20 protein-coding genes are annotated in these 19,844 nt (G+C 38.4%); 16 read left to right on the plus strand and 4 right to left on the minus strand.

Annotated features, from left to right (window positions below):
• Positions 1 to 85 precede the first annotated feature (85 nt).
• From BW727_RS01335 to BW727_RS01375, 9 genes are all read left to right on the plus strand, one after another.
• A complete protein-coding gene (locus BW727_RS01335; protein WP_062468105.1) occupies positions 86 to 976 on the plus strand; it encodes an Ig domain-containing protein in 891 nt (296 codons plus the stop codon).
• A 58-nt stretch (positions 977 to 1,034) separates the two neighbouring features.
• Positions 1,035 to 2,861, plus strand: a complete 1,827-nt coding sequence (locus BW727_RS01340) for an LTA synthase family protein (protein ID WP_149025705.1) — start codon at positions 1,035 to 1,037, stop codon at positions 2,859 to 2,861.
• A 105-nt stretch (positions 2,862 to 2,966) separates the two neighbouring features.
• The gene (locus tag BW727_RS10860) at positions 2,967 to 5,096 is read left to right on the plus strand and encodes an Ig-like domain-containing protein (protein ID WP_062468109.1); all 2,130 of its coding nucleotides are present in this window, start codon (positions 2,967 to 2,969) and stop codon (positions 5,094 to 5,096) included.
• Between the two features lie 80 nt (positions 5,097 to 5,176).
• Positions 5,177 to 6,127: a glycosyltransferase family 2 protein gene (locus tag BW727_RS01350; RefSeq protein ID WP_174446764.1), complete on the plus strand. Its 951-nt coding sequence runs from the start codon at positions 5,177 to 5,179 to the stop codon at positions 6,125 to 6,127.
• A 21-nt stretch (positions 6,128 to 6,148) separates the two neighbouring features.
• Entirely contained in the window at positions 6,149 to 6,886 is a 738-nt protein-coding gene (locus BW727_RS01355) for a glycosyltransferase family 2 protein (RefSeq protein WP_062468113.1), read from the plus strand.
• 101 nt (positions 6,887 to 6,987) lie between these two features.
• Positions 6,988 to 7,836 carry a nuclease-related domain-containing protein gene (locus tag BW727_RS01360; RefSeq protein WP_062468116.1) on the plus strand — a complete coding sequence of 283 codons (849 nt, stop codon included), beginning with the start codon at positions 6,988 to 6,990 and terminating at the stop codon, positions 7,834 to 7,836.
• Positions 7,837 to 8,017: 181 nt separating this feature from the next.
• Positions 8,018 to 9,184 carry an AAA family ATPase gene (locus BW727_RS01365; protein WP_062468118.1) on the plus strand — a complete coding sequence of 389 codons (1,167 nt, stop codon included), beginning with the start codon at positions 8,018 to 8,020 and terminating at the stop codon, positions 9,182 to 9,184.
• Positions 9,171 to 9,785, plus strand: coding sequence for an RloB family protein (locus tag BW727_RS01370; protein WP_062468120.1), 615 nt, complete (start codon positions 9,171 to 9,173; stop codon positions 9,783 to 9,785). Before BW727_RS01365 ends, BW727_RS01370 begins: the two co-directional genes overlap by 14 nt.
• A gap of 4 nt (positions 9,786 to 9,789) precedes the next feature.
• Positions 9,790 to 10,044 carry a hypothetical protein gene (locus BW727_RS01375; RefSeq protein ID WP_062468122.1) on the plus strand — a complete coding sequence of 85 codons (255 nt, stop codon included), beginning with the start codon at positions 9,790 to 9,792 and terminating at the stop codon, positions 10,042 to 10,044.
• A 46-nt stretch (positions 10,045 to 10,090) separates the two neighbouring features.
• Here the strand turns inward: BW727_RS01375 and BW727_RS01380 are convergent, their stop codons facing one another.
• From BW727_RS01380 to BW727_RS01395, 4 genes are all read right to left on the minus strand, one after another.
• The gene (locus BW727_RS01380) at positions 10,091 to 10,741 is read right to left on the minus strand and encodes a LysM peptidoglycan-binding domain-containing protein (protein WP_062468124.1); all 651 of its coding nucleotides are present in this window, start codon (positions 10,739 to 10,741) and stop codon (positions 10,091 to 10,093) included.
• A 54-nt stretch (positions 10,742 to 10,795) separates the two neighbouring features.
• Positions 10,796 to 11,029: a DUF2922 domain-containing protein gene (locus BW727_RS01385; protein WP_062468126.1), complete on the minus strand. Its 234-nt coding sequence runs from the start codon at positions 11,027 to 11,029 to the stop codon at positions 10,796 to 10,798.
• 21 nt (positions 11,030 to 11,050) lie between these two features.
• On the minus strand, positions 11,051 to 11,257 hold the full coding sequence (locus BW727_RS01390) for a DUF1659 domain-containing protein (protein ID WP_062468128.1): 207 nt from the start codon (positions 11,255 to 11,257) through the stop codon (positions 11,051 to 11,053).
• 67 nt (positions 11,258 to 11,324) lie between these two features.
• Positions 11,325 to 11,828 (minus strand): sigma-70 family RNA polymerase sigma factor, encoded by a 504-nt coding sequence (locus tag BW727_RS01395; RefSeq protein ID WP_062468129.1) that lies wholly within the window; start codon positions 11,826 to 11,828, stop codon positions 11,325 to 11,327.
• 243 nt (positions 11,829 to 12,071) lie between these two features.
• Between BW727_RS01395 and BW727_RS01400 the strand changes: the two genes are divergently transcribed.
• The 7 genes from BW727_RS01400 (at position 12,072) to pulA (ending at position 19,822) form a co-directional block, all read left to right on the plus strand.
• Positions 12,072 to 12,962 (plus strand): competence protein ComK, encoded by an 891-nt coding sequence (locus tag BW727_RS01400; RefSeq protein WP_062468131.1) that lies wholly within the window; start codon positions 12,072 to 12,074, stop codon positions 12,960 to 12,962.
• Between the two features lie 74 nt (positions 12,963 to 13,036).
• Positions 13,037 to 13,699 carry a general stress protein gene (locus BW727_RS01405; RefSeq protein WP_062468133.1) on the plus strand — a complete coding sequence of 221 codons (663 nt, stop codon included), beginning with the start codon at positions 13,037 to 13,039 and terminating at the stop codon, positions 13,697 to 13,699.
• 66 nt (positions 13,700 to 13,765) lie between these two features.
• Complete coding sequence (gene recX / locus BW727_RS01410) at positions 13,766 to 14,569, plus strand: recombination regulator RecX (RefSeq protein ID WP_062468136.1); 804 nt, start codon at positions 13,766 to 13,768, stop codon at positions 14,567 to 14,569.
• Positions 14,559 to 15,632: an A/G-specific adenine glycosylase gene (mutY, locus tag BW727_RS01415; protein ID WP_062468137.1), complete on the plus strand. Its 1,074-nt coding sequence runs from the start codon at positions 14,559 to 14,561 to the stop codon at positions 15,630 to 15,632. The genes recX and mutY overlap by 11 nt, the downstream gene beginning before the upstream one ends.
• 106 nt (positions 15,633 to 15,738) lie before the next feature.
• On the plus strand, positions 15,739 to 16,284 hold the full coding sequence (gene ntdP, locus BW727_RS01420) for a nucleoside tri-diphosphate phosphatase (RefSeq protein ID WP_062468138.1): 546 nt from the start codon (positions 15,739 to 15,741) through the stop codon (positions 16,282 to 16,284).
• 137 nt (positions 16,285 to 16,421) lie between these two features.
• Positions 16,422 to 17,696, plus strand: coding sequence for a hypothetical protein (locus tag BW727_RS01425; protein ID WP_062468140.1), 1,275 nt, complete (start codon positions 16,422 to 16,424; stop codon positions 17,694 to 17,696).
• Positions 17,697 to 17,866: 170 nt separating this feature from the next.
• On the plus strand, positions 17,867 to 19,822 hold the full coding sequence (pulA, locus tag BW727_RS01430) for a type I pullulanase (protein ID WP_062468142.1): 1,956 nt from the start codon (positions 17,867 to 17,869) through the stop codon (positions 19,820 to 19,822).
• Positions 19,823 to 19,844 lie beyond the last annotated feature (22 nt).

The following is a 19,844-nucleotide window of genomic DNA, read 5'->3' on the forward strand; positions in this document are numbered from 1 at the left end:
GTATAATAAAATTAAGAAAACGCTTACAAGGAATGGAGGGGTAGCTGATTGGTCGATTTAATATTGAGATATGGAGGAGAAAATTATGAGAAAAACATGGTCTGTTTTATTACTCGTTATTTTGTCACTCGTCACTGTCCCTCATACGGTTGCTGCTAGTGAACTCCCAGTATTACAAATTAATGCATTGTCTGTTTCTCATCAAGAAGTTTCAGTTGGTGACTACGTAACTATTACAGTTGAACTTGATGAAATTCGGGAAGGTGAATTAATATTTATTGAATATGTTGACCCTGTATACGGCTATTATGAAGAAGTTTATTTAACGAATTTTGATTATTCAACTACTTATGAAAGAAGTCTTGAAATAACTGAAGAACGCAATCCAGGTAGATGGGTTATTGACTCTATCCATGCGATTGACGCTGCTGGAAATGTCACAGCTTCCGTTTTTAACAATTTAGCTGATTATGGTAACACGCGTGATTTATCAAATGCAGCCTTTTCTGTTGCTCAATCTAAACCTACTCTTCAATATGAAGCTCATGTCCAAAAAGTAGGTTGGCAAGGTTACCGCAATGAGTACGAACTAAGTGGGACTACAGGACGAGTACTCCGATTAGAAGCGATTAAAATTTCTTTAGATGCACGGAATTATGGAGGAGGAATTTCTTATTCCACTCATATTCAAAAAATAGGTTGGCAAGCACCGGTTTCTGACAATGCTGTAAGTGGTACTTCTGGACTATCCCGGCGGTTAGAAGCGATTAAAATTAATTTGACTGGACCAGTAGCAGATCACTTTGATATTTACTATCGCGTTCATGCCCAAAAGTATGGCTGGTTGAGTTGGGCCAAAAATGGACAGCCGGCAGGAACACAAGGATTAGCTAAACGGCTTGAAGCAATTGAAATCATGTTAGTACCCAAAGGACAAGTAGTTGAATTAGACCAAAGTCAATCATTTATTGACTAAATGTAAGTAATATGCCAGAATAATAGGGATGTTTAGGTTTAGAAAGGTTTGAATAAATTTGGTTATAAATAAACAATTAAAGAAAATATTATGTGTAATAGGGGTTGGCGCATTAATATCGCTCAGTTCGGTATTTGTGCTTCAACTTTTTCATTTTCAATATGACTGGGAAAAAGCTTTTACTTTTTTTGATCTTCATACACGTTTGAGTTTACTGCAAGCTAGTATCGTTTTTTTGATTTTTTTATGGCTCTACTTAATAACAACTTCTTTGAGCGTTACTTCATTGCTATTTTTAGTAGCTGTTAGCTTTTTAGGTGTGGCTACCCAGCAAAAAATGTTTTTTCGGGGAGAACCGGTTTATCCATCTGATGTCTACTTTCTTAAAGATTTTCAGTTTCTTTTAGAAATGGTCGGTTTACCTATAATGATTGCTTTTTTTGTTATCGTCGCTTTAGTTATTATTGGTATTTATTTAGCGATAAAAAATAAAAGCAAAATTGAACGCTCCAAAGCTATAAGGATCGGGCGCTTGGTAGGAGTTTTTTTGACGACTTTTGCCTTGTTCTACGTCTATCAGTTCAATCAACCAGGTAATAAGGTGAGAGCGGTTTTCAATCGTTATACGAGCTGGATCGCTTATAGCCAAGAGAAAAATTACAATGAAAATGGAGTGGTTTCTGGGTTAATGTACAATTTCAAGTCACCTGCTGTAGATAAACCAGAAAACTATAGTAAGGAAAAGATTACTGCGCTTTACGAAAAATATCGAGAGCAAGCGGATGTTTTAAACAAGGAACGCCTGAATGAACTAAGTGATTATAATCTTATTTATATTATGAATGAAACGTTCTCTGATCCTACACGGATAGAGGGAATGTCTATTTCAAAAGACCCTATTCCTATCTATCGAACGATAGAAGCTCAATACAGGAGTGGTATGATTTTGTCGCAAGGATATGGTGGTGGAACTGCTAATATTGAATTCGAAGCTTTAACGGGTGTTTCGCTTGAACCCCTGTCGGCAAATGTAACGACACCATTTATACAATTAAGTGATAAAATGCAAGACTTTCCAAGTATTGTTGATTTGATGGGAAGAAATGGGCATACATTAACAGCTATTCATCCTTACAACTCAAGTATGTATAAACGATTGGAAAACTATCAAGCACTCGGTTTTGACTCTTTTCTTTTTGAAGATGATTTAACTTACTCTGAACGAATTGATGGGAATAATTTTATTTCGGATGCATCTGCATATCAAGAAGTGTTAGATAAAATTGATCAGACGGATACAATGGACTTTGTTCATCTGGTAACCATGCATAATCATAAACCACATGTTAATAAATATAATGAAGTGGAATTTAACGTTGAAGGGGCGCCTTACAATAAAGAGGTGGCTCATTATGCCAAAGGTCTGCAGTATAGTGACCGTGAACTCGAAGCGTTTTTACAAGAAATTGACCAGTTAGAAGAGAAAACAATCGTTGTCTTTTGGGGAGATCATTTACCAGGTTTTTATGGGGAAGAACTCTACGAACTGAACGGACCTGTTCGCATGCACCAAACCCCTCTACTCTTTTATACTAATTTTACTCGTGAAGATCGTGATGTTGAGACAATTAGTCCAATCTATTTTATGAATCATATTTTAGAAATTGCAAATGCCCCAGTTACGCCCTATATCGCTTTATTAGAAAGCTTAGAAACTGTCTTACCGGCATTTGAAAAAGGTATTTACCTTGAGCGTAATTCAGAAGAAAAATATGTGCGTGCAGACTTGGAAAAAACAACTCAAGATGCTCTGGCTGAGTATGACTTAATTATGTATGACATGACCACTGGTAAGAATTATAGTAAAGAACTAGGTTTTTATTAATAGAGGAAGACGTAACTTAATACAAGTTACGCCTTTTTTTATTTTTAACCCTAGGGTATACTTATGACAGTGTAAAAAAGTGAGCAAGAGAAAGAGGTAAAAAATATGAAGAAGGCAAGGTTATTACTGGCATTACTATTATTACAAAATGTTGTTATGCCAACAGTTGTATCCGCTACAACAACTATTGGTGACGAGGAAATAGTGGTTGAGGAAGAAATTGACACGCCGCTTTTGGCAGTCGAAGAATTGCAAGTAGACAAAGTCGTCCTTAAGGAAGGCGAGGAAGTAACGATTAGTCTCAGTCTGTCTGGGAACGAAGCAGTGGAAAGTGTTTCGTTAAACTATCTCACACCAGTGACACAAACGGTTCAGGCAATTGAGCTGCGCTTAAACCCTGAAAACAATCGCTATGAATTTACTTGGTTGATGACTGAGGAATTTGAAAAAGGAACTTGGAAAGTTCAATCCATTGAAATTATGGATACTGAAGCAAATCAAACTATTTTTCAAAATAGCAGTTTAGATGCAGAAGCAGCAAATGGGATGGACTTGAGTGGTGGAAGTTTTTCTTATGGGCAAGTTCCAGTTTTAACAGTGACGGAGCCTGATCAAACAATTCTTATCAATACCGTGTTTGACGAAATGACCGGTGTGTCAGCAAGCGACGAAATTGACGGCGAAATTACCGATGCTATTACTGTTCAAAGCTCAACTGTTGATATGACACAACGTGGCGTTTACGAAGTGGTCTACTTTGTTGAAAACTCTCTAGGCATGAGTACGACTGCGACTCGTAAAGTTGAAGTGCTGGATCCACAAGTGATGGGAATGACGGTAATACCTAGAGAAGTCACTTTGAAACCAAATGAGACTTATCAATTAGAGTATGAGCTAGATTTACAGGATGCTCCCGAATATACACTGGAGTGGTCAAGTAGCCAACCAAGTATTGTTTCGGTCGATGAAACTGGAAAGCTGACCGCTTTAAAGGCCGGACAAGCTGAAATTACCGTGTCAGCAGGAGGAAAAACTGCTCAGGTAAAGGTATCAGTTTCTGCTTCATTAGAGACCATTACTTTTAAAGAAAAATCATTGGCGTTAGATAAAGGACAAACGCATAAATTAACACTTGTCTATAGTCCAGAGGGTACTGGAACGAACCAAAAGGCAGTTTGGAAATCATCAAACGAAAAAATTCTATCTGTGAGTCAAGATGGAACCGTAACAGCAATTGGTGCAGGAAAAGCCATGATTACCACTACTGTTGGTGATAAGGAAGCTAAGTTAGAGGTTGAGGTTAAAGCGCCAGTTGTAGGAGACTTATCTGTTGCTTACCAAACCCATGTGGAAAGTTTTGGATGGCAAAAAAAGGTAGCGGATGGACAATTAAGTGGTACGGTTGGTTCAGCTAAACGATTAGAAGCCATTACCTTAGAACTTTTAAATAAAAATGTCAGTGGTTCGATTCATTATCAAACCCATGTCCAAAGTTATGGTTGGATGGATTGGTCAGAAAACGGGCAAATGAACGGGACTGAAGGAAAAGCGAAACGTCTCGAAGCCATTCGAATCCGATTAAATGGTGAAGTCGCTAAAAAATACGATGTTTACTACCGCGTCCACGCGCAAAGTTTTGGCTGGCTAGACTGGGCTAAAAATGGTGAGTCAGCTGGAACCGAAGGACTTGCTCTGCGTTTAGAAGGAATTGAAGTGGTTCTTGTTGAAAAAGGAAAAGCAGCTCCCGGTAAGACAACTCGTAATTTTGTCTACAGCGATCCAAAAGTAAATTACTCAACTCACGTAGAAAAAGTCGGCTGGCAAAATACGGTTTCCAATGGTGCTATGAGTGGAACTTCTGGTAAAGGTTTACGTCTAGAAGGTATTCTAATGAATGTACATACACAATCATTAACAGGTAGCATTCAGTACCGGACACATATTGAAAAAGTAGGTTGGCAAGAATGGAAAGAAGATTGGCAACTGAGCGGCACACAAGGAAAAGCTTTACGCCTTGAGGCCATTGAAATTCAATTAACCAGTGAAATGGCTAAATTCTATGATGTTTACTACCGCGTTCACGCACAGACCTATGGTTGGTTAGGCTGGGCCAAAAATGGTCAGTCAGCGGGAACAGAAGGTTTAGCCAAACGTTTAGAAGGCATTGAAATCAAGCTTGTCCGAAAAGGTCACCCAGCACCGGGTAGTACACAAAATACGTTTGTAAAAAAATAAATAGATGAAGATACAACCTAATAAAGGTTGTATCTTTTTTTATATGCTAATATAAGCTTATAAGTATTTTACGGGAGCTGATGGGGTTGGAGAATGATTTAATATCAATTATCATTCCATGTTTTAATGAAGAAGAAATGGTACCGCTCTTTTATAATAAAATGGCCGATATTATGGCAGCGACTCAAATCGTGGACTTTGAACTGATTTTTGTAAACGATGGATCCGTAGATGAGACGCTGGACGTTTTGCGTCAATTATCAGAAGCCGATGAGCGTGTTCGCTATTTATCCTTTTCACGTAATTTTGGGAAAGAAGCCGCAATGTTTGCAGGTTTGCAGCATGCAACGGGGGACTATGTAGCCGTTATGGACGTTGATTTGCAAGACCCGCCTGAATTGTTACCGGTAATGTATAAAACTTTAAAAAGTGAACAGTGGGATTGTGTGGGAACCAAGCGCGTTAATCGCAATGGTGAGCCACGGATTCGCTCGTTTTTTGCGGCTAGCTTTTATAAAGTCATCAACCGAATTTCTGATAACTACATTGTGGATGGGGCACGAGACTACCGGTTGATGTCCCGGCAAATGGTAGATGCTATTTTAGAAATGACGGAATATAACCGTTTTTCTAAAGGTATTTTTACTTGGGTAGGTTTTGATACCAAATACATTGAGTATCGAAATGTCGAACGGCCCGCTGGCAAAACTTCTTGGTCTTTTTGGGGTCTATTCAAATATTCACTAGATGGGATTGTAGCTTTCAGTGATGTTCCTTTAGCAATTGCTTCTTGGGTGGGATTCGCTTCATTTATTGTTGCTATTATTCTAGCCATCTTTTTTGCAGTTCGAACCTTAATATTTGGAAACGCTACAGAAGGTTGGACCTCCTTAATGGTTATGATTCTCGGCATGGGTGGCTTACAATTATTAAGCTTGGGGATTGTTGGGAAGTATCTCGGTCAGACCTTTTTAGAAACAAAAAAAAGACCCATTTATATTTTAAAAGAGACGGATAAAGATAAGAAATAATTTTTAATTTGGGGGAATAAGATGGATAAGGTGCTTGTTGTTATACCTACTCTAAAACCTGATGAACATTTTATAGCATATGTTAATAAATTAATTGCGCATGGATTCGAATCGATCCTTATAGTGAATGATGGTAGTGGGCCGGAGTATGAGGCTGTTTTTGAGGAGCTAGCTCGTCAGCCACAAGTATCTATTTTGAGTCACGCTGTCAATTTGGGAAAAGGGAGAGGCTTGAAAAATGCGCTCAATCATTTTTTGACTATGAAAAATAATGGGCAATATGCTGGTATCATAACCGTTGATTCCGACGGGCAGCACCAGGTTGAGGATGTTATTAAAATAAGAGATGCTATGTTGGCGGATCCTTCCAAACTTTACTTAGGGTCTCGAAATTTCAACCAAAATGGGGTCCCACAAAAGAGTTCTTTTGGAAATAAAGCCATTTCGTTCATTTTTAGAGTGCTCTATGGTAAAAAAATTGCCGATACCCAAACAGGTTTGCGGGGGATTCCCAAGCCGATTGTAGAAAAGTTTGTTGCTTTAAAAGGAGAAGAGTTTGAGTACGAAATGAACATGCTGATTGCTGCTGTCTTGAGTAATATTGAAATTGAAGAGATTACGATCCAGACGGTTTACTTTGATGATAATAGTCAAACAAATTTCCGGCCCGTAACAGATTCAGTTGCTATTATTAGTCTGGTTGTAGCTGCTTTTTTCAAACATCTAGCTGCTTCACTAGGTTCTTTTTTATCTAATTAAAATCAAGCCAAACTCTTCATTTTTAAGAGATTTGGCTTGGTTTTTTGATATTAAAAAAAGATTTTCCAGAGAAAACGCATATCTATAGATGGGGGGATTTTATGCTATTAAAAAAACGTGAACGACCGATTGAGATGAGAAAATTGGAGTCTTTAGAAGGGCGCATGACATTGAATGCAGATTATACACGTCAACTCCATCAAATGCGTCTCGGTTATGCAGGGGAATGTCAATTTGACTGCATGGCAGAAGAGTTGGATGATTATGTCATTCGGATTAATGATTTCATTCTAGCCCGACAGCAACTTTGCCAAATCGATTCAATTTTTATCAGTGAACAAAAAATTTACCTTCTGGATATTAAAAATTGGAGTAAAACTTATACGCTTAATCGGGATGGGTTTGAGAGTTTACATAATGATCCTCTTGATCAATTAAAGCGTGCTCGAAAAATTTTTATCAATATGCTGGAGAGTCATGGGATTAGACTGCCTGTTGAGGCACGTCTGGTTTTTATTAATCCTGAAATTGTTCTCTACGGGATGGATGCAAATTTGCCAATTATTTTGCCGCAACAAATTCCAGACTACTTTAATAAAATCCGCCACTCATCCGGTCCGATAACCAAATGGGAAGAGCAGATTGCCAAAAAAATACTAGCTCAACATACAGATGAAAATCCTTACCGGTTGCAGGTCCCTTATTCGACTGAATCAGTGCAACCGGGTATTTTGTGTTCAACGTGTCGAATTTTAATGACCGAAAAGAGTCATAAATTTTTGTGCTGTCCTAAATGTTTAGAAACAGAATCTAAAGCGCACGCAGTGAGACGGTCTGAACAAGAATTACTACTTTTATTCCCAGATTCTCGGCCGTATATTCATAAACTGTACAAATGGTGTGGCGAAATGGTTTCGAAACAAAGTCTTCATAGCTTAAAAAGCAAGTAGGGTAAGCCGAAATTAGTTTTACTTGATACTTTCCCTGATAAGAGTCAAGTAGAATCAGAAACAACTAGTCCTACTTGACTGTTTAAGCTAAAAGTATCAAGTAGAAGCTTTCCTCATGAGGTCGAGAATGTTTTCTCGGCCTTTTTTTGCTATACTAATTGCGAGAAGAGGGGGGATTAGTATGCTAGTTGAGTTGGTGGTGGATAATTTTTATTCATTTCGAGATGAAATAACATTTTCTATGATTGGGACGCATATTCCTGAGCACCCACACACTCTTGAAGAAACGAATATCTTTCCGTTGAATAAAGTATCAACGATTTATGGAGCCAATGCCAGTGGGAAAAGTAATCTTCTAAAAGCGATTGCTGTGATTCAAGAAGGCTTATTTATTGAGCCCGGCCAAGAAGCAGAGTGGTTCGCTAAAATTAAGCCATTCCATTTGGATGCACAGTCTGAGTTGAAAGAAACCCTGTTAGAAATCAGTTTTCTGTGCGGAGAAAGTTTGTATCGTTATGGTTTCTTTGCAAGTCGAAAAGAGATAACCGAGGAGTACTTATATATCGAAAAGAATGCAAATAAACCAGAAACAATTTTCCATCGTTTAACAAGCGGACCACAGCCACAACGTTTGTGGATGACAGAGCAACTCCTTCAAATGCCTCTTATTAAAAAGTGGTTCCACAATATGCATATTATCTTACAACCACAAAAAAATGAACTTACCATTTCTAAAACGAAGTTCCAGCTTAAAAAAAATAAAGAGCACTTATTGTCTCTCATCCAAATAGCTGACCCTTCCATTTATGATATCGAAATCCGCCAAGAAATGAATGAAGAAGGACATTTTGATGATGCCTTTTATGTGATTAAGCAAAAACGCTTGCTGGACGGAAGCGTCGTGCCCATTCGAGAAGGATTTCTTTTTCAAGATGTTGAATCAACTGGAACCGTCAAACTTCTAGCTCTAGCTGGACCCATTATTGAAGCACTGGAAAAAGGAAGTTTACTCATGGTTGATGAGATGGATCAAAGTTTTCATACCTTGATGACACGCTACATTCTCGAACTCTTTCGAGGAAAAGCGAATAAAAAAGGAGCCCAGCTCGTATTTTCAACCCATGATATCTCGAACTTACGCAGTGAGCTATTCCGCCGCGATCAAGTCTGGTTTGTTGAAAAAGATCGCGAAGGAAATAGTCATTTGGAGTCTCTGGTTGCTTTTAAATTTGATGATAGCGAGCGGAAAAATAGTTATGCTTTTTATCAAAACTACTTAAATGGTAAATACGGAGCCGTTCCTTATCTCCCCCCTGCAGATTGGTGGGCTGATGATGGCCAAACCTAAACCTAGACGGACCAAGCGAAAATACAAACGTGAAGTTGCAACTCGTCAGCCTGAAAAAACATTTTTAATTGTGTGTGAAGGGACGCGAACGGAACCCAATTACTTCAGAAGCTTTCCTGTTTTATCAGCTCGTATAGAGGTGCGCGGAGCAGGCCGGGGTACCTTATCTTTAGTTCATTATGCGGAAAATTTATTAGAAGACCGTCAAGATGAATTCGATGAAATTTGGATTGTTTTTGATAAAGATTCTTTTTCAGCCGTATCTTTTAATAATGCGATTGCTTATTTAGAATCTCGTCATGATGAAGGTTATCGGGCTGCTTATAGTAATGAGGCCTTCGAATTGTGGTATTTATTACACTATGAATTATTTACGCAACCATTGAGTCGCTATCAATTTGGTCCTATGTTATCCAAGCGAATGCACAAGCAGTACAGAAAGAATATGCCTAATATGTATGGGATATTACTAAATAAACAAGCACGAGCCATTGAAAATGCTAAGATATTGTATAGTCGACATTCAAATTCTCCGGCTAAAGATAATCCCTCGACAACTGTTTTTAAATTAGTTGAAGAATTAAATAAGCACGTGAGGTGACAAAATGTATACCAATGCATTTATGGGAATGGAATTTATGGAAGAAGGAAATATAGTAGTCCAGCACTTCCTTTATAGTGATTACTTAGCAGAGGAATATGTTTTTGAAAGTGCGCGCGAAGCGACACATTTTTATATGGCCTGTATTGGTTTTTGCGAAAAAATAGTTGATTTTCCACCCACTATCCAAGAACGGCAATTTCGGAAATTCATTTTGGATGAATTTGGCTATATGAATTACCAAGTTAATATCTATTAAATAAACCTCTTGACGTCGATAATTTCCGACATCAAGAGGCTTTATTTTATTTAATCGTTAACTTTTGACCGATAATAATTAAATCAGTCTTTAAATGATTAAGGCGTTTCAATTCACTAACCGTTGTATGATAGGTCCGGCTCAAACCCCATAAGGTGTCTCCTTTAACGACTTGGTGTTGGTAAGGTAAAACAGCTTGGATGTCTTTTTTGAATTGCACCATTGAGATTCCCCAAGATTTCAAGTAGTCATCGGGATCCGTATGATCCGTACCACCTAACTGTTGGCTGACCCAATGATGTGTTTTAATACCATCGCCACTCGTATTCAGAGTTTTGGGTAGGCCAGCTTGATCAGCCAGAAAACGTAGGAGCCAGACATAAGCAGCATAATCCTTTTTAAAAGTTGCTTTGTCATTGGTTCGAGCTAATTCAACTTGTGCGTAGGCATAAGGATTGGCACGTGGACCCGCTCCCCATTGGACCAGCCCGGTCTGTGCAATTTGGACAATCCGTCCGCCTCCACCAACCCAATGAGAAACGTAAGCATTTTGCCAATTGCTTTTCATATATTGAAGTTCGTTATTTAAACTATTGGGACCCACATTATTAGGGTTACCAGATTCGTGAGCAATAATGTAGCGTTTAGAAGCAAGTGGCAACTGTTTAATCCCTAGTAGCTGTTTATCAATCTTCATAGTAAAACCTCCCTATAGAAAAAGCCGGGATTAACTCCCGGCTTATAAATCTGCTTATATTTCTGAGTTGAATAAATCGGTTGTTGTACGTTTTACATAACGCGCTGAATCGATGAGGCTGTAAGGGTTCGTTCCTTTTACTGCAAAGGCATCTAAGCCGATAATTTTTTGCATAACCGGTTTAATTTCTGCACTTGTTAATCCTTCGGTAGGGTTACGAATAATTAAGTTTTTATTTTTACCATCTGCTGCTCTAAACTTTAATTCAAGTGTCAATGTTGTATCCATTTTTTATTCCTCCTTTTTTAATTAAGCTTGGACAAGACGATATTTTTCAACGACTAGTGCATGAGAAGCAGGGTAGGTGACTAAACCTGCTACGGCTTGTTGAAAGGCGCCGATTGTTTCAGGACTTGCATCTGCTTTTAAGTTGGGAAAGTTCTGCTTCACTTCTTTTTCATTTTCGAAATCATTAAAGTACAACTCCACGCTTGCTTCTTGCCATTCCTTGTTCATTTTAATTCCTCCTAAAAGTTAGTTTGTAGCGGCTACACTTATAACAACGAATTGACTCTCAAAAGTGTTACCCTTTTTTCAAAAATTGTGCTTTTTCTTGGAGGCCTTGTCGCCAAAGGTGAATGGTTTTACGAGAAACACCATGTTTTTTTGCTATGTCAGTCATAGTTAAATTTAAATAAAAACGGTCATAAAGAAAGCGTTGTTCCTTTATGGTTAGTTGGTCCATTAACTGATGATAATTTTCTATGAAGGCAATCTCATCTTCAAAGCCTGTTTCAACGGCTACGACAATGTCGTCACTTTGCTCCTCATGATCTCCTAAATGGCGATCTCGTCGTTTTTGATCTAAAAAAGCCCAACGAATAGATTGACTGGCATAATTAACAAAACGATACCGATTTTCTTCCAGAAGCGCATCACAACTACATGTTTTATAAGTTTCAAATAGTTTAATACAAGCTAATTGAAAATAATCATCATAATCTTGGGAACCAGGGTAGATATGCATTTTCTTTAATTCTGAATAAATAACACCTTGATATTGGTCTAGTAAAGCAGTAAGGGTCATAAGCTATTTTCCTCTCGCATTAAAAGTATGAACTTACTGAGGCCTCAGTGGTGTTCGCCATAACTATAAAGATTGCTAGGAGAGAAAAACAAATGGCAAAAAAACCGCTTGAAATGGCTAAAAAGGAACGATTCGATCGATTTGGAAAGCGCTTGTATTTTTTTGTAAAAGTAAAAAAGAAAACGTTGTCATAACGGAAATAACTGGATATAATATTGTTAAAACACTAAAAGGAGGTCATTTATGGAGGGAAATTACGAATTTCATAAATTCTTCGGTCATCAACCGCCAGATATTATTAGTACCTATCAAAGCCCATATTATTCACACCACTTTATTTACGAAGAAGCGGGGAAAGAGGGTTATCAATCGCACCCTAAGCCCTTTCGAGTCGAGAATAAGCTGGATTTAAAAGCATATATTCAAGATAGTCAATCTACTACTGATGGACCGCTTGATTTTGAACAAATTATTTGTGTCATCAATCCTGAAGAGTTTGATCCAAATTCTGATAAGGAGACACTTATTTTTTATGAAGATGGGTGTATGATTCGCACGAATGAACCATCTGGTGAATTTATGAATCGTTTGTTTAAACATTCTGGAATAAGTTATGATCAAATGCGTGAATTGATGCGTTTAATCAATAGTGGTCAGCCGGTCCACTCGTGTCCTTATGTAAAAGGGCAGCTAGCCTTTATGCCAACTTATGGGCCTAGTAAACAAAATGTTTCCTGGATTAGTTTAGCCCATGCTATAGATTGTCGAAAAATCAGTAAAGATGGCCAACAGACACGTATTGAATTTTTCAATCGGCACTATTTTGATTTCCCGATTCCAACCAAAATACTTGACCACCGAATCGATGTAGCCGCTAAATTATATGCTTTTCAACATCGGCGTTTCCTAGAATCAGCGCACGATTTCGGGATATCGCTCATTCAAGGAGAAAAGCGTTTGACACAAAATATTCTGCATCGGCGTATGGAGAAATTATCAGCACTCCCACAGATTAACAGCTTAGATTTAGTTGAACAAATGATGGGTATTACTTATCGTGAATGGAAGAAAGACAAAGGAAACCTGAAGAAGAGCCCTTATCTAGAAGAGTTAGATGAACTTTTCTTATCTTAAAGGGTTATTTCTTGTTAAAAAGCTGTTACTAACCTAAAATGAGTATAGAAATAAGTTCAGGAGAGGTGACGGTTATGAATAGACGAATAGAAGGTACCTTTAAAGATTATAATAATTTAGTTAATAATATTGAGGATTTAAAAGCAGAAGGCTATCAAGCATCTCAATTATTAGTCATTACAAGAAGCAACTTGGAGGCTAGTTTAACGGAAAAAACAGATGTCCGTGTGGTGATTACGAGTGACGAATCGCTTTGGGACAAAATTGTCTCCTTTTTCACCGTTAATCTAGATGATAATGAAGAAGCAGAAACAGTTGATGAAGAGGAAGTATTTGAAGATTATGGCATCGACGAAGATACTTACGAACGTTTTGTGCAAGCTTTAGATGATGACGAATATTTACTTCTTCTAGACACAGCACCACCTGCAGACACGACCCAGCATGCTGACTTTATGGTGCGGGATGGGATTATTAAAGAAGAAAATGAAAATCCTAAAAAAGTTGAGCCGGATTGGACCGATTCAGATGACAATCCAGGTGACTTATCCGCACATTCTTTAGTAGCAGAAGCTGCTGGTGGAAAAAAGATTGATTCCGCTAGAGAGGAAAAAAATGAAGACCTCCATCCTGAAACAGAAGTCGTGATGGATGAAATACAACATGACGAAATCGAGTATCCAGATGTGGATAAAGTTTCTAAAGATCCTTTTGGTGGCGAAACTAAAAATCAGTAAAAAAATCGGAAATCCGTTATCGGGTTTCCTTTTTTGGTATAATAGAACCCGTGAGGAGAGTCGGTAATGGAAATTACAAAAATTACAGCCCAAAAAAAGCGTAAAGACCGCTTTAATATTTTCGTTGATGGTGAATATGCCTTTCCTGTTTCTGAAGCTGTTTTAATTAAGCTTGGCTTATTTAAAGGGCTAGAGTTAACGCCAGAACGTCGCGAAGAAATTGAAAAAGAAAACAATGCCTATATGGCTTATACCGTTGCCGTAGATTATTTATCTTATGGTTTACGAAGTGAAAAGGAAGTCCGCGATAAATTGTGGGATATTGAAATTTCCCCTGCTTATATCGAACCAACCATTCAGCGTTTACGTGATCAGAAATATTTAGATGATCGTATTTATGGTGAAAGTTATACGCGAACCGCAGCGAATATTAATCGTAAAGGACCAGGCGTTATTGCTCAAGAGCTTAAGCGTAAAGGATTGGATGAGGAAACGATTATTCTATCTCTGGAACAATATCCAGAAGAGACCCAGTTTGAAAATGCCGTTTTTCTAGCCGAAAAAACCTTGCGTAAGCAGAGTCGTCGTTCTTCGCGCGAGTCTGGACAAAAGGTCCGTTTGTTCTTGCAACAAAAAGGTTTTGACCGCGATTTAATTAATCGTGTTTTTGAAGATTTAGATACTGAAAAGAGCGAAGAAGACGAGATGGATGCTTTACGCTCAGAAGGTGACAAAATTTGGCGACGTCATGCGCGTAAAGCAGAAGGGCGTGCCTTGCATCAAAAGGTAAAGGCAAGTCTTTTTCAAAAAGGTTTCCCTGGAGAATTAATAAATGCTTATGTAGAGGAAAAGATAACTAATGACGAATAAAGAACACTTGTTAGAAAAATATGGGATTGAAATGTGGTCAGATGAAAAAATTATCGCCTTTCGTAAAGCCCTCTTGGATTGGTATGATCAAGAAGGACGTGACCATCTGCCATGGCGACTCAATAAAGACCCGTATCGGATTTGGGTGTCTGAAATTATGTTACAGCAAACGCAAGTTAAAACGGTCATTCCTTATTTTTTAAGGTTTGTCTCGCTCTTTCCATCGGTACAAGCATTAGCTGAAGCAGATGAGGAAGTATTGTTAAAGGCATGGGAAGGGTTGGGGTACTACTCGCGTGTCCGGAATATGCAGGTAGCTGCGCAACAAATTATGACTGAGTATAATGGCGTTTTTCCAGATAAACCGGAGGACATCATCCAGTTAAAAGGTATTGGTCCTTATACCTCAGGCGCAATTGCATCGATGGCTTTTGGCTTACCTGAACCTGCGGTAGATGGGAACGTTATGCGCGTTTTCAGTCGCCTGTTTGAAATAGGCGAAGACATCGCTAAACCGGCTACGCGAAAACTATTTGAACTTCTGGTCCGGATTGTTATTGATCCTGACCGTCCTGGTGATTTCAACCAAGCTATTATGGATTTGGGAACGGATATTTGTGGCCCCGTTAACCCACGACCTGAGGAGAGCCCCATTCGTGAATTTAACGCTGCTTATAAAAATGGGACCATGGCGCTTTACCCTTTTAAAAGTAAAGCTAAGAAGCCAGTTCCCATCGATTTGCATGGTCTGGTCGTTCGTCAAGGTGATGCTTATTTAATGGAGAAACGCCCGACTGGTGGGTTACTGGGTGACTTTTGGACTTTTCCTTTAGTCGATACGGTAACAGAAGAAAATAAAATTGGTTCTTTTAAGCATGTTTTTAGTCATCGTAGATGGCAAGTAACGGTGCACTTACTAGAAGACGAAACAAATTTTACACCAGAAGAAAATATGAAATGGGTTTTAGAAGAAGAGTTTGCGGACTATGCGTTTGCGGTGCCGCAACAAAAAATGTGGGAAATTGTGCGCAAATACGATGAGAAAAAATATAAAAGCCTTTGAATCTATATGACAAGAATTTTAATTATGTTATACTATTTTTGTATTGAAATTTTGGTCGAATACGTCTGTATTTTGACCCACATAGATATAGAAAGTTGGGCCCGTGATGCACCATCCAAAAGAAGGAGAATTCATCACTATTAAGAGTTATAAGCATGACGGCAGCCTGCATCGTACTTGGCGTGATACTATGGTATTAAAAACAAGCGATCAATCAATCATTGGATGTAATGATCATACACTCGTGACGGAGTCAGATGGCCGTCGATGGATGACACGTGAACCAGCCTTGCTCTATTATCATAAGCATTACTGGTTTAATATCGTAACGATGATTCGTCAAAAAGGTGTTTCTTATTACTGTAACCTCGCATCTCCATATGTGATAGACGATGAAGCTTTAAAATACATCGACTATGACTTGGATATCAAGGTTTTTCCAGATGGTGAAAAACGCCTGTTGGATGTGGATGAGTATGAATTACACCGTGCTCGTATGAAATATCCAAAAGAGATTGACCACATTCTCAAAGAAAACGTTAAAATTTTGGTGGAGTGGATTAACGAAGAAAAAGGTCCCTTTTCAAAAGAATACGTTGACTTATGGTATGAAAGATATCGTCAGCTGTCGTATCAGAACCATAACAAGTGATGAATACATAAAGAAACAACCTCTGTGCTTTTTGAAGAGGTTGTTTCTTTTTGTATTGTCAGAAATAACCGTGCAAAAGGGGAGAAGTTGTATTATTATAGGAAGGTAGTGATATTGTTAATTAGGAGCGAGATTAATTGAAGAAAAAAGAAATAGCGATTGTAATCTTTCTTGGTATACTCACTCTGTTTGTGATTGTGGCAGGATTGCGTTACCGTGGGGAACAAAGACTAGCACTGGGTAAAAGCGATTATGAAGAAGTTAATCAAACCGAACTTTTTGAAGAACGTCAATTGAAACAAGAAAAGAAGAAACGTGCCAAATTTCTAGCCGCTTTTGATGATAAGCGTGAAGAAAATACCGTAGCTGACTTCTTGCAATATGTTAAATACGCAAAAGGCGACACCAATGTGGCTTTTTATGGGCAGATTGAAGAAGATGCTAAGTGGGCAGTTGATAATATGACGCAACTAGCCAAAGAACGTGCCTTTACTGAAATGGAGACACATTATGTCAGTACTATAGATTCTGAGAACGAAAATAGTTCTGCAGTAGAAAGTTTGGTAGCTTTGAAACCGGACGTTGTTTTTTATCATACCAAGCTCGCAAATACTGATAATGAAATAGACGAAATTTTCGCTACCTATGCCAGTATGAAAGATTCCCTTCCTGAAGCTTTGATTGTTTTGGTAACACAAATACCTGAACCTTCCGAAGCAGAAGAAGATGAATCGATCTATCAAGAAGGTATCAAGGAATTGATGGACTTAAGCTTGGAATACAAGATTCCAGTATTTAATGTTCATGACCAAATAATCGAACAGTTACAAGTTAAAAAAGCGGAAGTGTCCAGTCTTTACGACGAAAGTGGCATACTTAAACCAGAAACAGTGGAATTATTTAAAAATCTTATTCTTACGAATATTAAAGAGTTAAAAATCGATACACGAACTGCTTATATTTTAAACGGTGAACCCGCTGAAGTTGACATTGTCATTGAAGTTTATCCGGATGAAGTGGAAGTAGAGTCCGAAGTGCTACCCGAACCAGAATCAGAAAGCGAAGAAGTAATAGTTCCTGAAATGGAATATCTTCCTCCAGTAGAAGAACCGGCTTACCAAGAAGAGGAAAGCGTTGAAGTTGAAGAAGAGTGGATTGAACAACCGCAAGTTGAAACGTGGGAACCAGAGGTGTCAGATGATTATGAAGAAGATACCTGGACACCACCGGCAAGCGTTCCAGCACCACAACCACAACCAGAATCCAAGCCAGATCCAAAACCTGAACCTGAACCAGTTAAGCCAGTACCACCAGTTCAACCAAGTAATCCAGTCGTACCGGAAGAGCCGGTGGAACCTACAAATCCGGTTCCGCCACCACCACCACTGGAGCCTGATTGGGAATCATATTAGTTATACGAAAACGATAAAAGTACGAGAATCTGGTTTCTGATTCTCGTGCTTTTTTAAATTTATTCAATTGAGTCAAAACTATATAATTGTAAGCGTTTTTAAAGTATAATGTAATTGTAAATAAAGTTTTAGGAAAAGATATATAAAAAAACAAAAAAGGATGAATCCCTATGCAAGTTGAAGTAAGTTTATCACCTATTCACGCGAACAAGGAGCACCCTTACAATTTTAATACTGGTCTTTTGGATATTACCCCAGAATTTGACCAACGCTATGCTACCCAAGAAAAACTTGGGTTTATTTATCATTCTCAAGCAACTCTTTTTCGGCTATGGGCACCAGCTGCCCAAGAAGTAGAACTTATTCTTTTTAAAAAATTATATGAAGACCAAGCTGAAAAAATAATGATGATAGAAGTAAGTCCAGGTACTTTTGAAATAGAAGTTTTTCAAAACTTAGATGAAGTTGCGTATAAATATGGCCTCTATTATCCAAACGGACATTATGCGGAAATTGTCGATCCATATGCTGTAGCAGCTACTAGCAATGGGCAACGATCAGTTGTCGTTGATTTAGAAACAACCAATCCTGATAATTGGGGCGAGAGGATGCCTCCTTTCACCGCATCGACTGATGCGGTTATTTATGAAACAAATATTCGTGACTTTACTATGGCAGAGTCAAGTGGAGTCAGGCATCGCGGGAAATATTTAGGAATGGTTGAAGAAAAGACCAAATCACCACTTGGAAAAGCGACCGGTATTGATTATTTAAAAGAATTAGGTGTGACGCATGTGCAAATCATGCCTATGTATGACTTTGAAACTGTTAATGAAGAGAATCCGACCGATGCTTATAATTGGGGATATGACCCACAAAACTATAATGTTCCAGAAGGTTCATTTGCAACAGATGCTAGAAAACCGAAAGTACGTATAAATGAGATGAAACAGATGATTCAGGGCTTACATGATGCTGGAATTAGAGTCATTATGGATGTGGTTTATAATCATGTTTATGATACCCTAACCCATCCTTTTGAGCTTGCAGCTCCTGGATATTTCTACCGACGCTTAGAAGACGGCCGTATGTCAGATGGGACGGGTGTTGGTAATGATACAGCGTCAGAACGTGCAATGGTCCACAAATATATTTTAGATAGCATTCGCTATTGGACTGAAGAGTATAAACTAGATGGGTTTCGCTTTGATTTAATGGGCATCCATGACATCGATACTATGAATGATATTCGTCATATGTTAGATGAAATCGATCCATCGATTATTGTTTTAGGAGAAGGCTGGAATTTGAATACATCGCTACCAGAAGACCAACGAGCATCCAGCAAAAATGCAGACAAAATGCCACGGATTGCTCACTTTAATGATGCCATGCGAACGGCTATTAAAGGTGGCGACATGGGTGGTGGTTTTGATCCAGGATTTATTACTGGTAAACCTTATATGGAACAATGGATTGCAATTAACCAACAAGGTGGACTTTATTATCCGAGTGATATCGCTGGTTATAAACAACCCAATCAAATGGTGCAATATGTTGAAGCCCATGACAATCATACCCTTTACGATAAATTAGTCATTAATATGCCTCATGATGATGATCGTACCCGTAGTCGGCGGCATCGGTTAGCATCAAGTTTGGCTCTCTTGTCGCAGGGAATTCCTTTTATTCACTCAGGACAAGAGTTTTTACGAACCAAACAAGGACTGGATAATACGTATCGGTCTTCTGATGCTATTAACCAAGTGGATTGGAATCGTCGAGATGAAAAATTAAAAGAAGTCGATTATTTAAAAGGACTGATTGCACTGCGCCAATCTGAACCGCTCTTTCGGATGCAAACCACCCAAGAAATTGCGAAACACATGGAAATTCTTAAAGCAGAATATTATGAAATATTCTGGCAATTAGAGAATGAAACGGATTTATACTATGTGTTTTTCAACGGAAATGGAGATCCACGCTACTTTTCTATCCATGAAGGGGACTTCGAATTGCTTGTTCATGATGGATTTGTGAATATGGAAAACCCCCGGATGTGGATTGATACCAATGATGTTAAAGTAGAGGGCTTTTCGACCACTATCCTTCACAAAAAGAAGTAGTTTGGTACAATGAAAGTAATAT

The sequence above is a fragment of the Jeotgalibaca dankookensis genome, assembly GCF_002005405.1.
Classification (GTDB): domain Bacteria; phylum Bacillota; class Bacilli; order Lactobacillales; family Aerococcaceae; genus Jeotgalibaca; species Jeotgalibaca dankookensis.

Coding starts and splice junctions, on each gene's coding strand:
- recX (WP_062468136.1), top strand. CDS start 13,766: ATGGAAATTACAAAAATTACAGCCCAAAAAAAGCGTAAAGACCGCTTT.
- BW727_RS01355 (WP_062468113.1), top strand. CDS start 6,149: ATGGATAAGGTGCTTGTTGTTATACCTACTCTAAAACCTGATGAACAT.
- ntdP (WP_062468138.1), top strand. CDS start 15,739: ATGCACCATCCAAAAGAAGGAGAATTCATCACTATTAAGAGTTATAAG.
- BW727_RS01365 (WP_062468118.1), top strand. CDS start 8,018: ATGCTAGTTGAGTTGGTGGTGGATAATTTTTATTCATTTCGAGATGAA.
- BW727_RS01385 (WP_062468126.1), bottom strand. CDS start 11,029: ATGGATACAACATTGACACTTGAATTAAAGTTTAGAGCAGCAGATGGT.
- pulA (WP_062468142.1), top strand. CDS start 17,867: ATGCAAGTTGAAGTAAGTTTATCACCTATTCACGCGAACAAGGAGCAC.
- BW727_RS01400 (WP_062468131.1), top strand. CDS start 12,072: ATGGAGGGAAATTACGAATTTCATAAATTCTTCGGTCATCAACCGCCA.
- BW727_RS01405 (WP_062468133.1), top strand. CDS start 13,037: ATGAATAGACGAATAGAAGGTACCTTTAAAGATTATAATAATTTAGTT.
- BW727_RS01375 (WP_062468122.1), top strand. CDS start 9,790: ATGTATACCAATGCATTTATGGGAATGGAATTTATGGAAGAAGGAAAT.
- BW727_RS01395 (WP_062468129.1), bottom strand. CDS start 11,828: ATGACCCTTACTGCTTTACTAGACCAATATCAAGGTGTTATTTATTCA.
- BW727_RS10860 (WP_062468109.1), top strand. CDS start 2,967: ATGAAGAAGGCAAGGTTATTACTGGCATTACTATTATTACAAAATGTT.
- BW727_RS01360 (WP_062468116.1), top strand. CDS start 6,988: ATGCTATTAAAAAAACGTGAACGACCGATTGAGATGAGAAAATTGGAG.
- BW727_RS01350 (WP_174446764.1), top strand. CDS start 5,177: ATGGGGTTGGAGAATGATTTAATATCAATTATCATTCCATGTTTTAAT.
- mutY (WP_062468137.1), top strand. CDS start 14,559: ATGACGAATAAAGAACACTTGTTAGAAAAATATGGGATTGAAATGTGG.
- BW727_RS01390 (WP_062468128.1), bottom strand. CDS start 11,257: ATGAACAAGGAATGGCAAGAAGCAAGCGTGGAGTTGTACTTTAATGAT.
- BW727_RS01370 (WP_062468120.1), top strand. CDS start 9,171: ATGGCCAAACCTAAACCTAGACGGACCAAGCGAAAATACAAACGTGAA.
- BW727_RS01380 (WP_062468124.1), bottom strand. CDS start 10,741: ATGAAGATTGATAAACAGCTACTAGGGATTAAACAGTTGCCACTTGCT.
- BW727_RS01335 (WP_062468105.1), top strand. CDS start 86: ATGAGAAAAACATGGTCTGTTTTATTACTCGTTATTTTGTCACTCGTC.